This is a genomic window from Streptococcus koreensis, assembly GCF_003627135.1.
In the GTDB taxonomy this organism is placed as follows: Bacteria; Bacillota; Bacilli; order Lactobacillales; family Streptococcaceae; genus Streptococcus; species Streptococcus ilei.
Window position 1 is genome coordinate 1,847,305 of sequence record NZ_CP032620.1, and the last position, 19,348, is coordinate 1,866,652.

General features: G+C 41.2%; 22 protein-coding genes and 1 pseudogene. 5 read left to right on the top strand and 18 right to left on the bottom strand.

Annotated elements, in window-relative coordinates:
- Positions 1-70 precede the first annotated feature (70 nt).
- Complete coding sequence (gene mscL, locus D7D50_RS09230) at positions 71-451, top strand: large conductance mechanosensitive channel protein MscL (RefSeq protein ID WP_023022790.1); 381 nt, start codon at positions 71-73, stop codon at positions 449-451.
- A gap of 101 nt (positions 452-552) precedes the next feature.
- Here mscL and rpsU read toward each other — a convergent pair whose 3' ends face one another.
- The 3 genes and pseudogenes from rpsU to gla form a co-directional block, all read right to left on the bottom strand.
- Positions 553-729, bottom strand: a complete 177-nt coding sequence (gene rpsU / locus D7D50_RS09235; protein ID WP_000048054.1) for a 30S ribosomal protein S21 — start codon at positions 727-729, stop codon at positions 553-555.
- A 147-nt stretch (positions 730-876) separates the two neighbouring features.
- Positions 877-1,188: pseudogene (locus D7D50_RS10275) on the bottom strand (hypothetical protein).
- A gap of 82 nt (positions 1,189-1,270) precedes the next feature.
- Complete coding sequence (gla, locus tag D7D50_RS09245; protein WP_023022785.1) at positions 1,271-2,140, bottom strand: aquaglyceroporin Gla; 870 nt, start codon at positions 2,138-2,140, stop codon at positions 1,271-1,273.
- A 204-nt stretch (positions 2,141-2,344) separates the two neighbouring features.
- On the opposite strand from gla, the gene D7D50_RS09250 reads away from it, so the two are divergent.
- Positions 2,345-3,313, top strand: coding sequence for an NAD(P)/FAD-dependent oxidoreductase (locus tag D7D50_RS09250; RefSeq protein ID WP_023022783.1), 969 nt, complete (start codon positions 2,345-2,347; stop codon positions 3,311-3,313).
- Between the two features lie 36 nt (positions 3,314-3,349).
- Here D7D50_RS09250 and whiA read toward each other — a convergent pair whose 3' ends face one another.
- The 11 genes from whiA to cdaA all read right to left on the bottom strand — a co-directional run bounded on the left by whiA (position 3,350) and on the right by cdaA (position 12,916).
- On the bottom strand, positions 3,350-4,270 hold the full coding sequence (whiA, locus tag D7D50_RS09255) for a DNA-binding protein WhiA (protein WP_023026645.1): 921 nt from the start codon (positions 4,268-4,270) through the stop codon (positions 3,350-3,352).
- On the bottom strand, positions 4,267-5,244 hold the full coding sequence (locus tag D7D50_RS09260) for a YvcK family protein (protein WP_023022779.1): 978 nt from the start codon (positions 5,242-5,244) through the stop codon (positions 4,267-4,269). The genes whiA and D7D50_RS09260 overlap by 4 nt, the downstream gene beginning before the upstream one ends.
- Complete coding sequence (gene rapZ / locus D7D50_RS09265) at positions 5,241-6,137, bottom strand: RNase adapter RapZ (protein ID WP_120702124.1); 897 nt, start codon at positions 6,135-6,137, stop codon at positions 5,241-5,243. Before rapZ ends, D7D50_RS09260 begins: the two co-directional genes overlap by 4 nt.
- 112 nt (positions 6,138-6,249) lie before the next feature.
- A complete protein-coding gene (locus D7D50_RS09270; protein WP_023022773.1) occupies positions 6,250-6,627 on the bottom strand; it encodes a RidA family protein in 378 nt (125 codons plus the stop codon).
- A gap of 16 nt (positions 6,628-6,643) precedes the next feature.
- On the bottom strand, positions 6,644-6,805 hold the full coding sequence (locus D7D50_RS10170) for a hypothetical protein (protein ID WP_023022771.1): 162 nt from the start codon (positions 6,803-6,805) through the stop codon (positions 6,644-6,646).
- 23 nt (positions 6,806-6,828) lie between these two features.
- Positions 6,829-8,142, bottom strand: coding sequence for a GTPase ObgE (gene obgE / locus D7D50_RS09280; RefSeq protein ID WP_120702126.1), 1,314 nt, complete (start codon positions 8,140-8,142; stop codon positions 6,829-6,831).
- Positions 8,143-8,187: 45 nt separating this feature from the next.
- On the bottom strand, positions 8,188-8,319 hold the full coding sequence (locus D7D50_RS09285) for a DUF4044 domain-containing protein (RefSeq protein ID WP_023022768.1): 132 nt from the start codon (positions 8,317-8,319) through the stop codon (positions 8,188-8,190).
- Positions 8,320-8,513: 194 nt separating this feature from the next.
- Positions 8,514-9,905 (bottom strand): LPXTG cell wall anchor domain-containing protein, encoded by a 1,392-nt coding sequence (locus D7D50_RS09290; protein WP_023026643.1) that lies wholly within the window; start codon positions 9,903-9,905, stop codon positions 8,514-8,516.
- A 42-nt stretch (positions 9,906-9,947) separates the two neighbouring features.
- Positions 9,948-11,303 (bottom strand): phosphoglucosamine mutase, encoded by a 1,356-nt coding sequence (gene glmM, locus D7D50_RS09295; RefSeq protein ID WP_120702128.1) that lies wholly within the window; start codon positions 11,301-11,303, stop codon positions 9,948-9,950.
- A 27-nt stretch (positions 11,304-11,330) separates the two neighbouring features.
- A complete protein-coding gene (locus tag D7D50_RS09300) occupies positions 11,331-12,071 on the bottom strand; it encodes a CdaR family protein (protein WP_120702130.1) in 741 nt (246 codons plus the stop codon).
- Positions 12,068-12,916, bottom strand: coding sequence for a diadenylate cyclase CdaA (cdaA, locus tag D7D50_RS09305; RefSeq protein WP_023026641.1), 849 nt, complete (start codon positions 12,914-12,916; stop codon positions 12,068-12,070). The genes D7D50_RS09300 and cdaA overlap by 4 nt, the downstream gene beginning before the upstream one ends.
- A 180-nt stretch (positions 12,917-13,096) precedes the next feature.
- On the opposite strand from cdaA, the gene murT reads away from it, so the two are divergent.
- The 3 genes from murT to D7D50_RS09320 are packed head-to-tail and all read left to right on the top strand — an operon-like array spanning position 13,097 to position 15,537.
- Positions 13,097-14,437 (top strand): lipid II isoglutaminyl synthase subunit MurT, encoded by a 1,341-nt coding sequence (gene murT / locus D7D50_RS09310; RefSeq protein ID WP_117744065.1) that lies wholly within the window; start codon positions 13,097-13,099, stop codon positions 14,435-14,437.
- Positions 14,437-15,225, top strand: coding sequence for a lipid II isoglutaminyl synthase subunit GatD (gatD, locus tag D7D50_RS09315; RefSeq protein WP_120702132.1), 789 nt, complete (start codon positions 14,437-14,439; stop codon positions 15,223-15,225). The genes murT and gatD overlap by 1 nt, the downstream gene beginning before the upstream one ends.
- A 9-nt stretch (positions 15,226-15,234) precedes the next feature.
- The gene (locus tag D7D50_RS09320; protein ID WP_023026638.1) at positions 15,235-15,537 is read left to right on the top strand and encodes a lipopolysaccharide assembly protein LapA domain-containing protein; all 303 of its coding nucleotides are present in this window, start codon (positions 15,235-15,237) and stop codon (positions 15,535-15,537) included.
- A gap of 86 nt (positions 15,538-15,623) precedes the next feature.
- Here D7D50_RS09320 and D7D50_RS09325 read toward each other — a convergent pair whose 3' ends face one another.
- The 4 genes from D7D50_RS09325 to D7D50_RS09340 form a co-directional block, all read right to left on the bottom strand.
- A complete protein-coding gene (locus tag D7D50_RS09325; protein ID WP_120702133.1) occupies positions 15,624-16,799 on the bottom strand; it encodes an MFS transporter in 1,176 nt (391 codons plus the stop codon).
- 109 nt (positions 16,800-16,908) lie between these two features.
- Positions 16,909-18,087: an MFS transporter gene (locus tag D7D50_RS09330; RefSeq protein WP_120702135.1), complete on the bottom strand. Its 1,179-nt coding sequence runs from the start codon at positions 18,085-18,087 to the stop codon at positions 16,909-16,911.
- A gap of 25 nt (positions 18,088-18,112) precedes the next feature.
- On the bottom strand, positions 18,113-18,985 hold the full coding sequence (locus tag D7D50_RS09335; RefSeq protein ID WP_120702137.1) for an XRE/MutR family transcriptional regulator: 873 nt from the start codon (positions 18,983-18,985) through the stop codon (positions 18,113-18,115).
- Between the two features lie 4 nt (positions 18,986-18,989).
- Entirely contained in the window at positions 18,990-19,343 is a 354-nt protein-coding gene (locus D7D50_RS09340) for a hypothetical protein (RefSeq protein ID WP_117744060.1), read from the bottom strand.
- Positions 19,344-19,348: the final 5 nt, after the last annotated feature.

A 19,348-nucleotide genomic window follows, 5' to 3' on the forward strand; every position in this document is an offset into this window, starting at 1 on the left:
TGAATTCAACAAACTTTTTGGTTATACTATGGTCTGTAAAAAATTTATTATGAAAGGACATATTTAGGATATGTTAAAAGAATTGAAAGCTTTTCTCCTTCGTGGGAACGTTGTTGACCTTGCTGTTGCAGTTATCATCGGGGCTGCATTTGGAGCTATCGTAACATCATTTGTGAACGATATCATCACTCCACTTATTTTGAACCCAGCTTTGGAAGCTGCTCATGTTAAAAATATTGCTGAATTGACATGGAACGGTGTTGCATACGGTAGCTTCTTGAGCGCTGTTATCAACTTCCTTGTTATCGGTACTGTTCTTTTCTTCGTAGTGAAAGCCGCTGAAAAAGCTCAAAACCTTGGTAAAAAGGAAGAAGCTGCTGAAGAAGAAGTTGCTGGTCCTACTCAAGAAGAGTTGCTTGCTGAGATCCGCGACTTGCTTGCAAACAAATAATCAGATAAAAAGACCCGATCTTCTAATTTGAAGGTCGGTTTTTTTGTCTTCGATTTTTCTAGAGAAACAAAAAACAGACCGAGGTCTGTTCTTGTCTTCAATTAGAATTTTTTACGTTTACGAGCTGCTTCTGATTTACGTTTACGTTTTACAGAAGGTTTTTCATAGAATTCACGTTTGCGTGTTTCTTGAAGAGTACCAGCTTTAGTAACCGCGCGTTTGAAACGACGAAGAGCATCGTCAAGAGATTCATTCTTACGTACTACTGTTTTTGACATGTTTTTCACTCCCTTCAAGTTCAAGATCTATTCTATTCTACACGGAATTCTAAAGATTGTCAAGAAAAAGTTAAAGGAATTCATCTCTGGCAACTCTCTAAACGTTTATCAAATCTATTCGAGGATTCATTCTTTTCTGAATTCCTTTCATTCATAACGATTATAAAGTTTTGATACTACTTGTTCAAATGCTTCTACTTCCTCCCAATAATCCATTGGGAGATTACTAATTTTACTTAGATCATTCTCATCAAAATGATAGACCAGATGACGCAAAATTTGAGTTTCTATCCAGCGCACATCCCTTAGTTACTCGATATTAACTGATTCCAATCCTACTAGATACTGACAAAGAACAGCCAGTGACTCCGAATGAAACACTTTCTTCTCATGCAAATAATATAGAAAACTAAAATAATCAGCTCTTCTATTATCTTCTATTAAATTCTTTTCTTTCATCCCTACTCCCTTTAGAAAAAACTGTTTCCTCATTAAAAGATAAAAAACACTTTCCGTAATGTCTACGAAAAGTGTTCTAGTCTTACATATAAAGGAAGTTAAAGAGAGCAATGGCAACGATTGCAGCCAAGATTGGTGCTACAACTGGTACCCAAGCGTACCACCATTTTGAATCTCCCTTGTGTTCACCTAAGACAGATTTTGGAAGGAAGGCGTGAACCAAACGTGGACCAAGGTCACGTGCAGGGTTCAAACCAGGTCCTGTAGGACCACCAAGTGATGTCACCAAAGCCATAACGAGGAATCCAAGTGCCAAGTGAGCAATTCCTAGACCAGGAGCATGTGCTTGTGACAAAGCCAATTTTGCAGCTGTTGAAGAAGCATCAAAAATCCCTCCTTGCTCAGTCGCTGCTCTTTGAGCTAGACCAGCAACCTCAGCACCGAAGAAGTGTTTTGTCAAGCCAAGTGCCCCAAAGAAAAGAACGAATGACCCTGCAAACTCATTGACGAAACCATTGATGGTTGCTGCTTTACGTGATTCAGGAGTTCCTTTATCCAAGCTAGAAATCGTTGAGAAAGTTCCCAAGATATTGTTTGGATTTTCAGTTTGAAGGTAATATGGACGGTGAGTCGCAACGACAACCAATTGTCCAAACATGGCTCCAAGAACTTGAGCAACGATGTAGTATAAAACATTTTCCCAAGGGAAGAGGCCACTAACTGCAAGTCCAATCGTAAAAGCAGGGTTGATATGGTTTCCTGATACATTACCAAACATCAAGGCTGGCATCATAACACCAATTCCGTACCCGATTGCAATCACGAGCCATCCACTTTGATGCCCTTTGGTACCCTTCAATTCAACGTTTGCAACGGCACCATTTCCTAAAATAATCAATAAAGCTGTTGCAATAAATTCGGTCGCAACTTTAACCCAAAAATCAAATTGCATTTTTGAATAATCTCCTTATAAAAAAATAATAATAATTTATTCTATCAGAATATCGAACACTTGTAAATAAACCGAACATTATTTTTAAAAAATATATCTTAATCCCTTGATTCATCCTTTTTAATTCTTGTATTATCCTCCACTTTCTATTTAACTCCGAATTATGATACAATAGGATTAGTTACACATCACAAAGGAGAACTCATGTCTGAAATCTATGACATTACCATTATCGGCGGTGGCCCTGTAGGGCTCTTTGCTGCCTTCTATGGCCATCTGCGTCAAGTAAAAGTAAAATTGATTGATTCCCTCCCTCAACTAGGTGGTCAACCTGCTATTCTCTATCCTGAAAAGACAATTTTGGATGTCCCTGGTTTTACCAACCTAACAGGGGAAGAATTGTCCAAACGGTTGATCAATCAATTAAACACATTCGAGACTGAAATTTGTTTGAATGAAACTGTTTTGGATATTCATAAAAACGAGGATCACTTCCTAATTGAAACCAATAAAGACCAACATTTCAGTCGTGCTGTCATTATTGCTATGGGCGGTGGTGCCTTCAAACCACGTCCATTAGAAGTGGATGGAGCTGAAGAATTTGAGAACGTCCACTACCATGTTTCAAATATCCAACAATATACTGGCAAACAAGTTGCTATTCTAGGTGGAGGAGATTCAGCAGTCGATTGGGCCCTGGCCTTTGAAAAAATCGCACCGACAACTCTGGTCCATCGTCGTGATAATTTCCGAGCTCTCGAACATAGCGTTGAGGAATTAAAGGCTTCTTCTGTCTCTATTCAAACTCCTTATGTTCCTAGTCGCTTAATCGGAGAAAATGGCCGTGCCAGCCACCTGGAAATCACCAAGGTCAAATCAGATGAAACCCAATTAGTCCCTATCGATGAACTCTTTGTCAACTACGGCTTCAAATCGTCAGTCGGCAAATTAAAAGAATGGGGCTTGGATCTCCAACGTCATAAAATCCTCGTGAATCGCAAACAGGAGACCAGTCGTGAAGGAATCTATGCTTGTGGCGATTGTTGCTTCTATGATGGGAAAATTGATTTAATTGCAACCGGCTTAGGCGAAGCTCCTACAGCAGTGAATAACGCCATTAATTACATTTATCCAGATAAGAAAGTTCAACCAGTCCACTCGACTAGCTTATAAGAAAAATCCTTTGAATCATGATTCAAAGGATTTTTCTTACAAATTATCCAATTCTTCTGCAATCTTATTGATTTTCCGCAAGCGATGATTGACGCCACTTTTGGTCAAGGGCGTTTTCAAGGCATCTGCAATTTGCTGAATGGAATAATCGGGATTCTGAATTCGAACATAAGCAACTTCCTGAAGCTCGACAGGAAGGCCACCTAATCCAATAGTATCCATGATTTTGACGATATTGTTGATGGTCTTCATACTAGCTGTAACCGTCCGCGCGATATTGGCCATTTCAGCATTGTTAGCTCGATTAAGATCATTGCGCGCCTCTCGCATGACCTTGACAGACTCAAATTCTTCCAAGGCCTGCTTCGCTTCTACCAAGATGAGGAAATCAATAATATCCTCCGCCCGCTGCAAATAGGTGACAACTCCTTTTTTGCGTTCGATGGTCTTGGCATCTAACAAGAAGTGTTGCATCAGGTTGGCCAAATCCTGGGCATGGTCAGAATAAACCGAACTAATCTCTAATTGATAGCGTCCTGATTCTGGATCCTTGATGGTCCCACTTGCTAAGAAAGCTCCTCTCAGATAAGCGCGACTTGCTTCATCTTCTTCCAAGATTCTCGGGTCAATCCCAGTCTCAATACCAAAGAAAGAATCAGCCAAATGCAGGTCTGCAAGAATGTCTTCGACTTTTTCATCAATAGAAACAGTATAGACGCGATTCTTTTTCAAATTGGTTTTTTGGTGGTGACGAATATCGGATTTAACCTGATAAAACTCTACAATTAATTCATAGATATGGCGGGCAATCTTAGCATTCTCCGTTGTCAGAGACAAACTTAAGCCCCCCATACTCAAGCCCAAACTACCTGACATCTTAATCAGAGCAGATAACTCACTTTTCTCAAAGCGGTGAAGGGTCAAGAGCTCTTCTTTTACTTTAATGGTAAAACTCATTTAATCACCTGTACCATTTGCATCAGTTCATCCACAACAGCTTCTCCATCATGGAAGGCTCCGCCATTTTCCAAGCGTAGGAAATTGGTTGAAATAACTCGGGGCACTTGAGATTTTAAACCTGCAAAATCGTGTTCTACTTGAACCAGATATTCATCAAATCGATTCGTGTCCATATATTCTTGAGGTACTTTTTCAATATTGACCAAAACAGTATCAATAAAAGGCTTCTTCAAGTGTTTATGAAGGACGGATACATGGTCACTGTCAGTAAAGTGTTCTGTCTCCCCACGTTGGGTCATGATGTTGCAGACATAAGCGACCTCTGCTTTTGTCTCAAGCAAGGCTTGTCCAATTTCCTCAATCATTAGATTAGGAAGGATCGATGTAAAGAGAGAACCAGGTCCTAAAATCACCATATCGCTTTCTAAAATCGCATCTACTACTTTTCGACTCGCTTTCGGCGTCTCATCATTATAGGTATTGGTGACATAGACATAATCAATCATGCCCTCATGATGGGCGATTTCACTCTCACCAGCGACTTCTGACCCATCCATAAATACGGCATGAAGGGTCAACGGTGTATCGCTGGAAGGATAGATTTTTCCTGTCGTATGGAAAAATTTCGTAAGCAATTGCATGGCATTATAGGTCGAGCCCTGCATTTCAGAAATCCCAGCAATAATCAAATTCCCTAGAGGATGACCAGCTAGTGGCCCATCGTCTTCCGCAAAACGATATTGAAAGACTTTTTCATAAAAACGAGGCATGTCAGACATGGCTACTAGAACATTTCGCAAGTCGCCTGGCGGTGTCAATTGATGAATATTTTTTCGAAGTTCTCCAGAGCTACCACCATCATCCGCCACTGTCACAATGGCCGTAATTTCAACATCCTTTTTCCGTAGGCTATTCAAGATGACAGAAATCCCTGTACCGCCTCCGATGACGGTCATTTTTGGTTTTCTCATGAACGATTCACCGTTTCTTTCCGTCGGTCTTTGTCGCGATGACTCATATTAACCGTCCAATCTTTAGCTAAATCACGTCCGAGCCGTGCCGCAAAGGCGACTGAACGGTGTTGGCCACCTGTGCAACCAACTGCAATCGTCAAAACGGACTTTCCTTCTCGTTTGTATGCTGGCAAGATGGGAGCAATCAACTCGTAAAGATGACGATAAAACTCCTCTGATTCTTTGTGATCCATGACATAGTTATAGACATCATCATCTAGCCCTGTTTGATTCCGTAGCTCTGGTTGGTAGTAAGGATTAGGTAGAAAACGAACATCAAAGACCAAGTCCGCATCTAAAGGCAAACCATACTTAAAACCAAAGGACATGACTTCAATTCGAAATTCGGGCTGACTATCTTGTCTGGAGAATTGTTCAGCAATCACTTTACGAAGATTACGGGGAGTTAATTCCGTCGTATCAATGACATTTTGACTCATGTTTTTAAGCGGAGCCAAAAGTTCACGTTCTAGAGTAATCCCATCCAAGACGCGCCCATCAGCAGCCAGTGGATGACTACGACGGGTTTCTTTGTAGCGAGCAACCAATTCACTATCGGTCGCATCCAAAAAGAGAATTTTAAAATCAATTCCTTCGTGATTCTCTAATTCGTCCAAAATGGAGCGAATTTCTGCAAAGAAAGACCGACTACGCATATCCACGACGAGAGCCAACTTGTTATTGTCCATCGAGAGTTGAATCAGCTCTATAAATTTTGGCAAGAGAGCTGGAGGCATATTATCAATGGTGAAATAGCCCATATCTTCAAAGGACTGAATGGCTACGGTCTTCCCTGCTCCACTCATTCCTGTTACAATGACCAGTTGAATTGTTTTTTCTGTATCTGTCATCCTAATCACCTTTTCCTTACAAAAAAGGAGGAGGGCATCATCTTTCCAGTTGGTCAGTCGATGGCTCTCACTCCAACATTCCTTTTACCCGAATGCATTCCTTCTATTGAGACTATACTTCTGCAATCACTTCGATTTCGATTTTGACATCGCGTGGCAAGCGAGCCACTTCTACTGCAGAACGTGCTGGAAATTCACTTGAAAATGCTGTCTTATAAACCTCATTAAAAGGTACAAAATCATTCATATCACTTAAGAAACAGGTTGTTTTCACCACGTGATCAAAGTCCGTTCCAGCTTCTTCAAGGATAGCAGAAATATTCTTCAAGACTTGTTGGGTTTGTTCTTGAATGGTTTCACCAACAATTTCACCTGTTTCTGGTGAAAGGGGAACTTGCCCACTTGCAAATAAGAGATTGCCCACTATTTTTCCTTGAACATAAGGACCAATTGCTGCTGGTGCTTTATCTGTGTGAATTGTTTTTGCCATTTTCTTCTCCTCATTCCTAATTTTCACTGGAGGCTGCTAGCTTTTCCCGTTCTAAGCGTAACTTACGATTGGGATTCAACTTATTAAAGAGTTCTTCCAATTTTTCTGCATTCCAAACGTCTGCAGCAGAGACAAAATTTCCGTCTTTATCACGAAAAGATATAGGTTTATCTCCCATCTTCTTCTCCTCTTTATCTCTAACTAGTCAACAAATTCAAATTCGAATTTACCGATTCGAACGATATCGCCGTCTTTAGCACCACGTGCTCGAAGAGCTTCATCGACACCCATTCCACGCAATTGACGCGCAAATTTCATGACAGACTCATCCCGATCAAAATTGGTCATATTGAAGAGTTTTTCTAACTTATCACCAGACAAGATCCAAGAAGCATCATCATCTCGATTGATTTCGAAGGCTGGTTGATCCTCATCAAAGCCATAGTAGACTTCTTCTTGCGCCATATCTTCTTCTGAATACAAGAGGAATTCTGGTGTTTTATCTAACAAGTCTGCTGTTGCTTCCAACAAATTGTCCAAGCCTTGATGGGCCAAACTAGAGATTGGGAAGATCTGTGGCAATTCATCAAATTCGTCGTAATTGGCAGCCAATTTTTTCTTGAACTCTTTCAAGTTTTCTTGGCTCTCTGGCATATCCATTTTATTAGCGACAATAATCTGTGGTCGCTCCATCAAGCGAAGATTATAGGTTTCAAGCTCCTTGTTGATTTGAACGTAATCTTCATAAGGATCGCGTCCTTCACTCGCTGACATATCGATGACATGCAAGATAACACGGGTACGCTCGATGTGGCGAAGGAATTGGGTACCCAGACCGACACCTTGGCTAGCCCCTTCGATCAATCCAGGAAGGTCTGCAACTGCAAAGGACTCACCTGATGGTGTCCGAACCATGCCCAAATTCGGAACAATGGTTGTAAAATGATAAGCTCCAATTTTTGGCTTAGCAGAAGTAATCACACTGAGAAGAGTTGATTTCCCTACTGATGGGAAGCCAACCAAACCAACATCTGCTAAGACCTTGAGTTCTAATTCGAGTTCGCGTTCCTGACCTGGTTCCCCATTTTCTGAAATCTCAGGCGCTGGATTTTTAGGAGTTGCAAAACGGATATTTCCGCGTCCTCCACGTCCGCCATGGGCTACAATATATTCTTGCCCATTTTCAACCAAGTCGGTAATGACCTTACCAGTCTCCGCATCTCGGACAGTTGTCCCTTGCGGTACTCGCACATAGAGGTCTTCTGCTCCCCGTCCGTGCATCCCTTTGGTCATCCCCTTCTCACCATTTTGAGCTTTAAAATGTCGGTTATAGCGGAAGTCCATCAGCGTGCGCAAGCCTTCGTCTACAACGAAGATAACATTGCCTCCGCGTCCTCCATCACCTCCCCAAGGTCCGCCATTGGGAACATACTTTTCACGACGGAAGGCGACCATGCCATCTCCACCATTCCCAGCCTTGACCTTGATTTTGGCTGTATCTAAAAACATACTCATAATTTAACGTTTTCCTTTTATTACCAAGTGCTACTTGGAATCCTCTTAGTAGGATAGTGCACCAAATGCTGCAGCAAAAATTGCTCCAACCGTTACAATTAACATAATCACAATGACTAGCATAGTCAATTTTTCAAAAAATGTTTTTTTGCGTTTTCCGTTATCTCCAAAAGCCACGTTTTTTACCTCTATTACAATAAATTCATTAGCCCTATTTTACCACGAAAAAGGGCATTTTTCAAACATCCACCTTTTACAAGAAAGATAGCTAATTTATGGCAGGTGTTTTTTACAACCATACTTTTGCATATTTATTTCTAGCATCCAATTAAAAAAGACTGGAGTAATTTCCAGCCTTTTAAAAACGAGGATTATTTTGTTAACTTCTTAGAGCGAAATACTGTAATAGCAACTGCACATCCCAAGATACCGACAAGGAAGATAACAGGCGTCATCTTTTCACCTGTACTTGGAAGAACTTTTTTCTTCCCAGTTTTTGGAGTTTCTTCTTCTTTGACAGAAGTTGATGATGAGTTTGATGAAGTACTAGAACTTAACGAAGATGATGAACTTGACGAAGAGCTAGAACTTGATGAAGACGATGAACTTGACGAAGAGCTAGAACTTGATGAAGACGATGAACTTGACGAAGAGCTAGAACTTGATGAAGACGATGAACTTGACGAAGAGCTAGAACTTGACGAAGAACTTGAACTTGATGAAGAACTTGAACTTGGTGTCGGTGGGGTTTGTTCTTTCTCACCCAATCCTTCGCCAGACCCCGATTCTAATCTTACTTCGCGTGTTAAGCTACGAGGCTCAGGGAAATTGGTTGCTTTCCATGTCAAAGTATTATGAACTAGATCGCCTACTTTTGTACCCGGAGCCACTCTAGTAGAGTATTCAATATACATTGGCCAATTGTAGTTATCTCCAAATTCAATAGTAAATCCTGTGATCTGACCAGCTGCATTCTTGTCGAAGACAGCTTTTTTACTGAAATTATCTAAAACTGGCAGACTTAAAATATGGGCTTCGTTTCTAATTCCACCATCTACTGGACTAAAGCGAACCGCACGGAAACTACCTTCTACCAGTGTCAAGCCATCTCCAAATTGATCTTTAATGACCATGCCACGAAGAATATCTTGACGAGCATTTAAGATAATCCGCCATTTTACAATCGTTGGATCCTTTTGGTCTTGGTAGCCATATTTCATTTCATAGTCACCAGCTTGACCATCTGTTTTTTCGTAGTTTAATGAAAAATCTGTATTGCCAATTTTAAAAGTCAATGGGGATGTTTTTGTAACAACCTCTGTATCCACCTTCACATCAAAACGCAAAGCTACGCGTTTATTGAGTGGGTGGGAAGCAAAGTAATCGTTAAAAGTAACGGTTACGGTCTTGTTTGCTGTATTGACAACAGCTTTCCCAACTGTCTGACCATTTGTTTGACCTTCTTCCACCACATCAAATTCTAGAGCTGTATAGAAGGTTAATTCTTTCGGCAAAGACAAGGTCAGGGTATCTCCTGCTTGAATGGATTGTGTATCTGGAAAGGCTACATTGATGGTAGCTGACAATTTTTCATTTGATAAGACTGTAGTTCCACTGGTTACTACTTGATTGTCCTTGGTTAGGCTTGCTGTTTGTGTATAAGACAGGACTTCTGACGCTTGAATCGTTTGCACAAAAGCATTCGAAAAGAGGACTGTGGCAACAAGGGCTAGTGACCACATCATTCGACGTAAATATTTCATATTGACCTCCTTAACTCTCACTTGGAGAGTTTACTTCTTTATTTAATCTTCAAGACCAATTTCATCTTTGACCACAGCGGCAATTGTATCCACATAGTAATCCACTTCGTCATCAGTCGGAGCTTCTGCCATAACACGAAGCAGTGGCTCGGTACCACTTGGACGCACTAAGATGCGGCCATTCCCAGCCATTTCAGCTTCCATTTTTTCAATAATTGCATGAATAGCAGGAACTTCCATCGCCTTATCTTTCATGCTATTTTCAACACGGATATTGACCAATTTTTGAGGATAGATGGTCACTTCTGATGCAAGGTCTGATAAGGTTCGTCCAGTTTCTTGCATAATCTTAGTCAATTGAACAGCACTCATCTGGCCATCTCCAGTAGTATTGTAGTCCATAACAATCACGTGACCAGATTGCTCTCCACCAAGATTATATCCGGACTTCCGCATCTCTTCAACTACATAGCGGTCTCCTACCGCAGTTACAACCTTATGAATACCTTTAGCATCCAAGGCTTTATGGAATCCTAGATTGGACATGACCGTCGTTACGATGGTGTTATCTTTTAAGAGGCCTTTATCAGAAAGGTAGGTCCCAATGATGTACATGATTTTATCACCATCGACTAGGTCCCCATTTTCATCAACCGCAATCAAACGGTCACTATCACCATCAAAAGCTAAACCAATGGCTGCACCAGACTCTCGAACAGCCTCCTGCAAAGCCTCAGGATGGGTAGAGCCTACCTGGTCATTGATATTGAGACCATTTGGGCTTTCTCCAATAACTGTTAAACGTGCTCCTAAGTCAGCAAAGACTTGGCGGGCACTTGTAGATGCTGAACCATTCGCAGCATCCAGAGCCACGTGCATTCCTTCAAGCTGGGTTCCAGTTGAAACTAAGTATTCTTGATACTTACGAAGTCCTTCAGGATAGTCCATTACCGTTCCAAGACCTTCCGCACTAGGACGAGGAAGAGTATCAGACTCCGCATCCAATAAGGCTTCAATCTCTAGTTCACGGTCATCGTCTAATTTATAGCCATCATTCCCAAAGAATTTAATCCCATTGTCTAAGGCTGGATTATGACTGGCAGAAATCATGACCCCAGCACTTGCACCTTCAGAACGAACCAAATAAGCTACACCTGGTGTCGCGATGACACCGAGTTTATAAACTTTAATCCCTACAGATAGGAGACCTGCTACGAGAGCACTTTCTAACATTTCACCAGAAATACGGGTATCTCGTCCTACGAAAACAAGGGGAGTTTCTTTCTCATGTTGGCTGAGAACGTAACCTCCGTATCGACCGAGCTTAAAGGCCAACTCTGGCGTCAATTCGACGTTTGCTTCTCCACGGACTCCGTCCGTTCCAAAATATTTACCCATTATGATAATCCTTTCGATGATTCTTTATTAATTGCTATTATTTGATGAGGAACTAGATGAGGAAGAGCTAGAACTTGTCTGTTTCAACTCAACCTTCATGTATAGTTCTGATGGAGAGATAATAACTGGTAAATCATTTCCCTCGCTATCTACTGCCTTCAAGGAGACGGTTGCTGTGTAGGTATTGCTTAAAAGATCTCCTTCAGGGAAGATGGCTTCTACATGATCAACTTTGGCTAAAGTATCCTGGTCGCTAGTTACAGAGACCTTATCTTCAGAAAACGTAACATATGAGAGACTCCACCCTGGGGCAATTTGTTTGTCCGGTACCGTGACGGAAACATCAAACTTTTTCGTTTTTTTCTTACCAATTTTTGCAGTAACTTTCTGAGGTTCGATGGTTGCAGTCAATCCTGAAGGCAGGTCTTCGACCTTTAAGGTGATTTCATGCTGGCCCTCTTTCAGATTGCTAAGATCAGCTACCACTTTAAATTTACGAGTACTAGCCTGCATTTCTGATGCTAAGGCGACACGGTTAGATCCCTTCAGAAAAACTGTTACTTCTGAACTAATCCCGCTAACAAAATATTTACTATCGTTATATTTTACATCAATCGGAATATTGGTTAAGGTGTTCGTGTAAGTTTCAGAGCTCACTTGACGCGCACTACTGTTATTCTGGAAATTAACAGAGGTGGCAATGATGAATAAGAGACTTGAGAAAAAGACTGATGTCACAATATAGACAATTTTTCTTTTTGGAATCATTTGATACGTCCTCCAAAAATTCTTGATTTCAAATCTTTTTTTCCTTGATCTTCTGGAATAATGAAGGAACGCAATTCTTGTTCGAATTCTTCGATACTGAGGTCGTGTCTAAAGCTCCCATTTCTCGCAATGGAGATACCACCCGTTTCTTCCGAAACAACAAAGGTGAAGGCATCACTTACCTCAGACAAGCCGATTGCAGCCCGGTGTCGCGTACCGAACTCTTTTGAAATTCCCGTGCTTTCTGTTAAGGGGAGATAAGCACAAGATACAGCAATTTTATCATTGGTGACAATCACTGCCCCATCGTGAAGCGGGGTGTTGGGGATGAAAATATTAATCAGCAGTTCACCCGAAACATCTGCATCGAGGGGAATCCCCGTAGAAATATATTCTTGAAGGGTTCTACTCCCTTGAATCGCAACCAAGGCACCAATCTTCCGAGGACTCATATACTCAACGGCTTTTACATAAGATTGAACCAATTTTTCTTCTGGACTAATCTGGTTGGTTGAGAAAAATTCAGTTGCTCGACCTAATCGTTCTAATCCCGTCCGAATTTCTGGGGAGAAAATCACTACCGCAGCAATGACCCCGTAGGTGATGATTTGGTTAATCAACCAAGAAATGGTCGTCAGACCAATCATATTGGCAACTAACTCAAATAAGAAAAAGGCCAAGACACCACGGACTAAAATCATAATTTTAGTGCCGACAATGGCTTTTATAAAATAATACAATAACCAGGCTACCAGGGCAATGTCAATAAGGTTGATAATCACACTCCAGGGAGTGGGAAATAAACTGGCCCAATACTGGGGATTTGACAATTGTTGGATGTTCACAATCTCATACCTACCACTTCTCTTCTAGGCTTTTCGCGCAGCTAACCATTGTGGATGCTTACTAGCAAAAGTAAGGATTCTAGCAAAGGATAGCGCGTTCAAACTACTCTACATCATTATATCATGTTTCAACAGATTTTTCTGTAACCTTCTATTGGTTTTTGTGATAAAATATGAATTATGAAGATTAAGACTAGTATGGGGCTTATTGCCGGAAAAATGAGTAGTCACCTCTTGCGCATGCTTGGACGTGGCTCTACCCTTCCTGGAAAAATCGCCCTTCAAATTGATAAAGACATTTTACAACACCTGGCCCAGAACTACGAAATTGTAGTTGTCACTGGTACGAATGGGAAAACACTGACAACAGCTCTCACTGTTGGAATCCTTCAGGAGGCTTTCGGACCTATCGTGACCAATCCTAGTGGAGCCAATATGATTTCAGGGATTACGACTACTTTCTTGAACGCAAAGGGTTCTTCTGGTCGTCCTATCGCTGTTCTTGAAATCGATGAAGCCAGCCTGTCTCGAATTTGTGACTACATCACTCCGACCTTGTTTGTAATCACCAATATTTTCCGGGATCAAATGGACCGCTATGGGGAAATCTACACGACTTATCGGATGATCTTGGATGGGATTAAAAAAGCGCCACAGGCGACTGTTCTGATGAATGGGGATAGTCCTCTATTCCATACCCTTCCCCTACCAAATACCGTTCAATATTTTGGCTTTGATATAGAAAAAACTGCTCCCAAGTTGGCCCATTACAATACAGAAGGAATTGTCTGTCCAGAATGTCATGGCATCTTGACCTACCAGTTGAATACCTATGCGAATTTGGGGGATTACCTCTGTGAACACTGTGGCTTCCACCGTCCTCCTTTGACAGTCGCTGTCGATGAATTGACCGAGCTAACCAATACTTCTTCTCACTTTAAGATCAACGGGACAAACTACCACATCAATATTGGGGGCCTCTATAATATTTATAATGCCCTCGCTGCAGTTGCTGTTGCCCATTATTTTGAAGTAAGTCCAGACGTCATTAAGCGTGGTTTCGACAAGAGTAAGGCTGTCTTTGGTCGTCAAGAAACCTTTAAGATTGGGGACAAGGAATGTACCTTGGTCCTGATCAAAAATCCAGTCGGTGCGACGCAGGCTATTGAAATGATCAAGCTAGCACCTTATCCATTCAGCTTGTCCGTGCTTCTCAATGCCAACTATGCTGACGGAATAGACACCAGCTGGATCTGGGATGCGGACTTTGAACAAATCACTCAAATGGACATTCCAGAGATCAATGCTGGAGGGGTGCGCCACTCTGAAATTGCTCGGCGACTTCGGGTTACAGGCTATCCTGCTGAAAAGATTACAGAAATAGCTGAATTAAAAGAGGTCTTCCAACGCATCCAGCAACAGGAAACCCCTCACGCCTATATTTTAGCCACCTATACGGCCATGCTAGAATTCCGTGAACTTCTAGCTCAAGAACACCTGATTGGAAAGGAGATGAATTAATGACCTACACTTCACTACAATCCCCTGATCAGGAAACCTACCAATTCGAATTGAGAATCGCCCATCTTTATGGGAATCTGATGAATACCTATGGGGACAATGGAAATATCCTCATGCTCAAGTACGTTGCGGAGAAGCTTGGTGCTCATGTCACTGTGGATATCGTTTCTCTCAAAGACCGCTTTGATCCAGAAGTCTACGATATTGCCTTTTTCGGTGGAGGTCAAGACTACGAACAGACCATTGTATCAGAAGATCTACCAGATAAAAAAGAAGACCTCGAGCGCTTTATTCATGACGATGGTGTAGTCCTTGCTATCTGTGGTGGCTTTCAGCTTCTAGGTCAGTACTACATTGAAGCTTCTGGCAAACGCATTGAAGGTCTTGGTATTATGGGGCATTACACTCTCAACCAAGAAAACAACCGCTATATTGGCGACATCAAGATCCATAACGAAGAGTTCAATGAAACCTACTATGGTTTTGAAAACCACCAGGGTCGGACCTTCTTGGCAGAGGATGAAAAACCGCTGGGCAAGGTCGTCTATGGAAATGGGAACAACAAGGAAGATGGGTGCGAAGGCGTTCATTACAAAAACGTCTTTGGGAGCTACTTCCACGGCCCTATCCTCTCTCGTAACGCCAATTTAGCCTATCGCTTGGTGACAACTGCTCTAAAGAAAAAATATGGACAAGACATCGACCTAGCGACTTACAATGATATCTTAAGCCTTGAAAAAGCAGAAGAATACGCTGATGTGAAAAGCAAGGCTGAATTAGAAGAATAAGGAGACAAAATGAATAAACGAAAACTACAATATGTTACACTACTGATTTCTGTACTGCTCATTGCAATTATTTCCTTGGCCAATATGCAAACGGTGACTGTGAACTTTTTGCTGGTCCAATTTAAACTCCCTCTCATCATTTTGATTCTGATCTGTGTCCTTCTCGGTTCGCTAGTGACTTTCTTAGTCAGCCTTCCAAAAAATTTCTCATTAAAACATGAATTAAAATCTGCGAAAAAACAACTAGGACAAAAGATGTCGAGCGAAAAAGAAGAAAAAATCGAACAAATCGAAAACAAAAGCACCGATTGATTTTTTAGCATCGCTTCGGTTGTTTTCTGTAAAATAGTTTGTCTAGATCAAAAAAAGCACCAGTCGGTGCTTTTTTTCATGCTGATCTAATGACTTTTTGATGGTAGCTGCTTGGCTACTAGTTGGGCTAGGAAGGAAAAGAGAATGACGCCAGCGCCAATCAGGAGAAAGGATTCTACTCGGACGCTTGGCAACCAAGTCATCAAGCCTTTGGCAATGGGCATAAAGAGAATGGCCAGGGTAAAAATGGTGCTTAAGACCCTGCCTAGATAGTCTCCTTCCACCTTGGTTTGCACTTGGGTAAAAAAGTGGATATTAAAAATCGTCATAAAGAGTTCACAGACTAAATTTCCAGAAAAGGAAAGGAGAGGAGGAAGAGGTAAGCCCATCATGAATACTCCTACTCCTGTTAAAATCAATAAGAAGAGAAGCATCTCCATGCTTGATTTAAATTTATTGGCGATCAAGGCTCCGATAATGGACCCGATAGCTCCCAAGGTTAAGATGGTCGCATAAGCCCCCTTGACTCCGTAAAGTCGATTGGAAAAGGGAAGTAAAAACTCAAAAGCTGCAAAAAAGAAATTGACACTGGAAGCAACCAACAAGAGAAAGAAAATGTCTTTCTGCTGCCAGATGTAGTGCAATCCATCCTTTATATCAGAAAAAATATCCTTTGCCGTAAACCCTTTCTTTTCTTGAACCTTTTCTTCTTTCGGCAGTAAAGCAACCAGTACAAAAGCAATGAAAAAGGTCAGTGCATCCAGTAAGAGGGTCGCATGGAGACTGGCAAATTGTAAAATAAGAAAAGAGAACACGGGAGAAGTGACACCAATAACCTGTAAGACCAACTCCAAGTGGGCATTATAAGTCACAATCTCGTCTTTCTCTACAAGTTCTGTAATAATGGCTTTATTGGCAGTTCTAGAAAAAGCGAAGGCAATGGCTTGGACAATATTGGCAACAATCAGGGCTGCAATCATCCAACGATCGTTCCTGATAAAAGAAATGCCCAAACAAAGAAGCCCACAAACCATGTCGGTCGTCATCAAAATCTTGCGACGGGAAAAACGATCTGAGATCACGCCTCCAAATGGATTAACTAGAATGGAGGTCACAAGTTCAGAAATCTGATAAATCCCCAATACTGTCTTTCCTACCGTCCCCATCGAGGCCAGCCAGACACTATTCCCATAATCATAGAGCATATTTCCCATTCTATTGATCGCACCACGAGAAATTAACTGGACTGCATGTCGCTTCATAAAAAAACCTCCTTCATTTTCTGAAACTATTGTATCAGTTCATGAAAGAGGTTTTCATTTTGTCCCTTATTTGGGAAAAATAATAGATTGCAATTTTATAAAAGGATACCTACTGTTCTTTTGATTGAAACTGCTTAGCTACTAGCTGAGCAAAGAGTGAAAAGAGAATAACTCCAGCTCCAATCAGGAGAAAGGATTCTACTTGGACACTTGGTAACCAAGTCATCAAACCTTTGGCGATGGGCATAAAAAGAACAGCCAAAGTATAAATCGTGCTCAAGACTCTCCCCAGATAATCATCTTCCACCTTGGTTTGCACTTGACTAAAAACGTGGATGTCGAAAATGGTCACAAAAAATTCACAGACCAGATTTCCCGAAAAGGAAAAATAAGGCGGAAGAGGCAAGCCCATCATGAACACTCCGACCCCCGCCATAATCAGTAAAAACAGGAGAATTTTCATACTTGATGCAATTTTATTGGCAACAAGTGCTCCTAGAATAGACCCAATTGCACCCAGTGTTAAAATAGTCGCATAAGCCCCCTTGACTCCGTAAAGTCGATTCGAAAAGGGAAGTAAAAACTCAAAAGCTGCAAAAAAGAAATTAACGCCGGAAGCCACCAAGAGGAGAAAGAAGATGTCTTTCTGATGCCAGATATAGTCTAACCCCTCCTTGATATCAGAAAAAATATCTTTCACCGTAAACTGTTTCTTTTCTTGAACCTTAGCTTCTTCTTTCGGAAGGAATGCCACTAGGACAAAGGCAATGAAAAAGGTCAGCGCATCTAGTAAGAGGGTCGCATGGAGACTGGCAAATTGTAGAACTAGGAAAGAAAAGACAGGTGAACTGACACTAACAACCTGTAAGACCAACTCCAAGTGCGCATTGTAGGTTACAATCTCTTCTTTCTCTACCACCTCTGTAATAATGGCTTTATTGGCAGGTCGAGAAAAACCAAAGGCAATGACCTGAACAATATTGGCAAAAATCAGGGCCGCAATCATCCAACGATCATTTCTGATAAAAGAAATCGCCAAACAAAGGAGTCCACACACCAAGTCGGTCGTCATCAAAATCTTGCGACGAGAAAAACGGTCTGAAATCACTCCTCCAAAAGGATTCACGAGAATCCCTGTCACTAACTCAGAAATCTGATAGATTCCTAATACCGTCTTTCCTATAGTCCCCATTGAGGCCAGCCAGACACTATTCCCATAATCATAAAGCATATTTCCAATTTTGTTAATCGCTCCACGACTAATTAATTGGACCGCATGTCGATTCATAAAATCTCCTTTATCTCTTGCTTATTTAGGAACATTCATCTATTACAAATTTATCAAAGTGTTCTTGATAGTAAGCTACCTGCTCTGGTAGTCCCAACACATCAAAAATATTCATGGCTTCCTGCATTTGCTGACAGCCTTCTTTCTTTTGTCCCTTCTGATAGAGGGCAAATCCCTTGAGGTAATGAAAGACATTGCGTTCGTAGAGTTTAATTCCCTTGCCGATAATCTTTTCAACATAGGCTTCAAAATAACTAGCATTTTCAAAAGAACGGTGTTCTAAACAATGCTGGTAACAATTCAGAGCTAGAATCAAGACCAGTTTTCGATGGCGACCAATTTCCTTGTAGAAATCTTCACGCTCCATCACTTCTCTACCAAACCGAGTGACATAATCCACATCATAATAGCTATAAAGATTGCCAAAGAGGATCAACTCATACATGGTCCACTCTTCCGTTTGAAAGAGATAATCCGCCACCCTTTCCAGTTCACTTTGCTTCATCGTGTAGCTGGCATCTCTCTGGCAAATCAGCCCTTGTAACAAGATCCAGTTCAATTCAAAATAGAGGGGATTGGTCGAACTTTTAGCCTTTTCAAGTTGTTCTTCTTGAAGCCTTTGAAAACCAGTAATATCATTTGAATAGTAAAGAGGAATGATCTGGGCCATCAAGGCCACATGTTCATGGTGTTGAAAATTTCTGGCCTTATCCATAAAATTCTCAATCGTCACATGGATATTATCTAATATCTCAAAGAAACGCGAGACAGCTAAATCCGACTCGCCCAATTCAAAGCGGGATAACTGAGACGTCGAGCAGGCTTCTCCTGCAGCTTCTTTCAATGAATAATTTTTACCCATTCGAAATTCACGAAAAACTTTGCCTAAATCTTCCATTTGATTACCACTTAAATTCCTTTAAGTACCTTTCTAACTCTTGCAAGTATCCTTCGTAGAATCCTTGATTTTCTTTAACTGTAAAATCTAATTGTCTTAAGTAAGAAATCAGCCAATCAACCAATAGATCATACTGATGAAGAGGTAGGCGTTTCATCTGCTCTTCAACAAAAGAAATGGCCTCTGCAAAGCGCTGCTCTTCTAAAACTTGCTGAAGATAGTGATTCCCGTTGATGAGTCTTCCTTCCTCATCCTCATACTGCCCCAAATCTAAATTCTGAATCTGTAGGCGCAAAGTTGTACCAATTATATCGGCCACACCTTTAATCTGATTCATAAACCAATCATTTTCAGTCATCACAA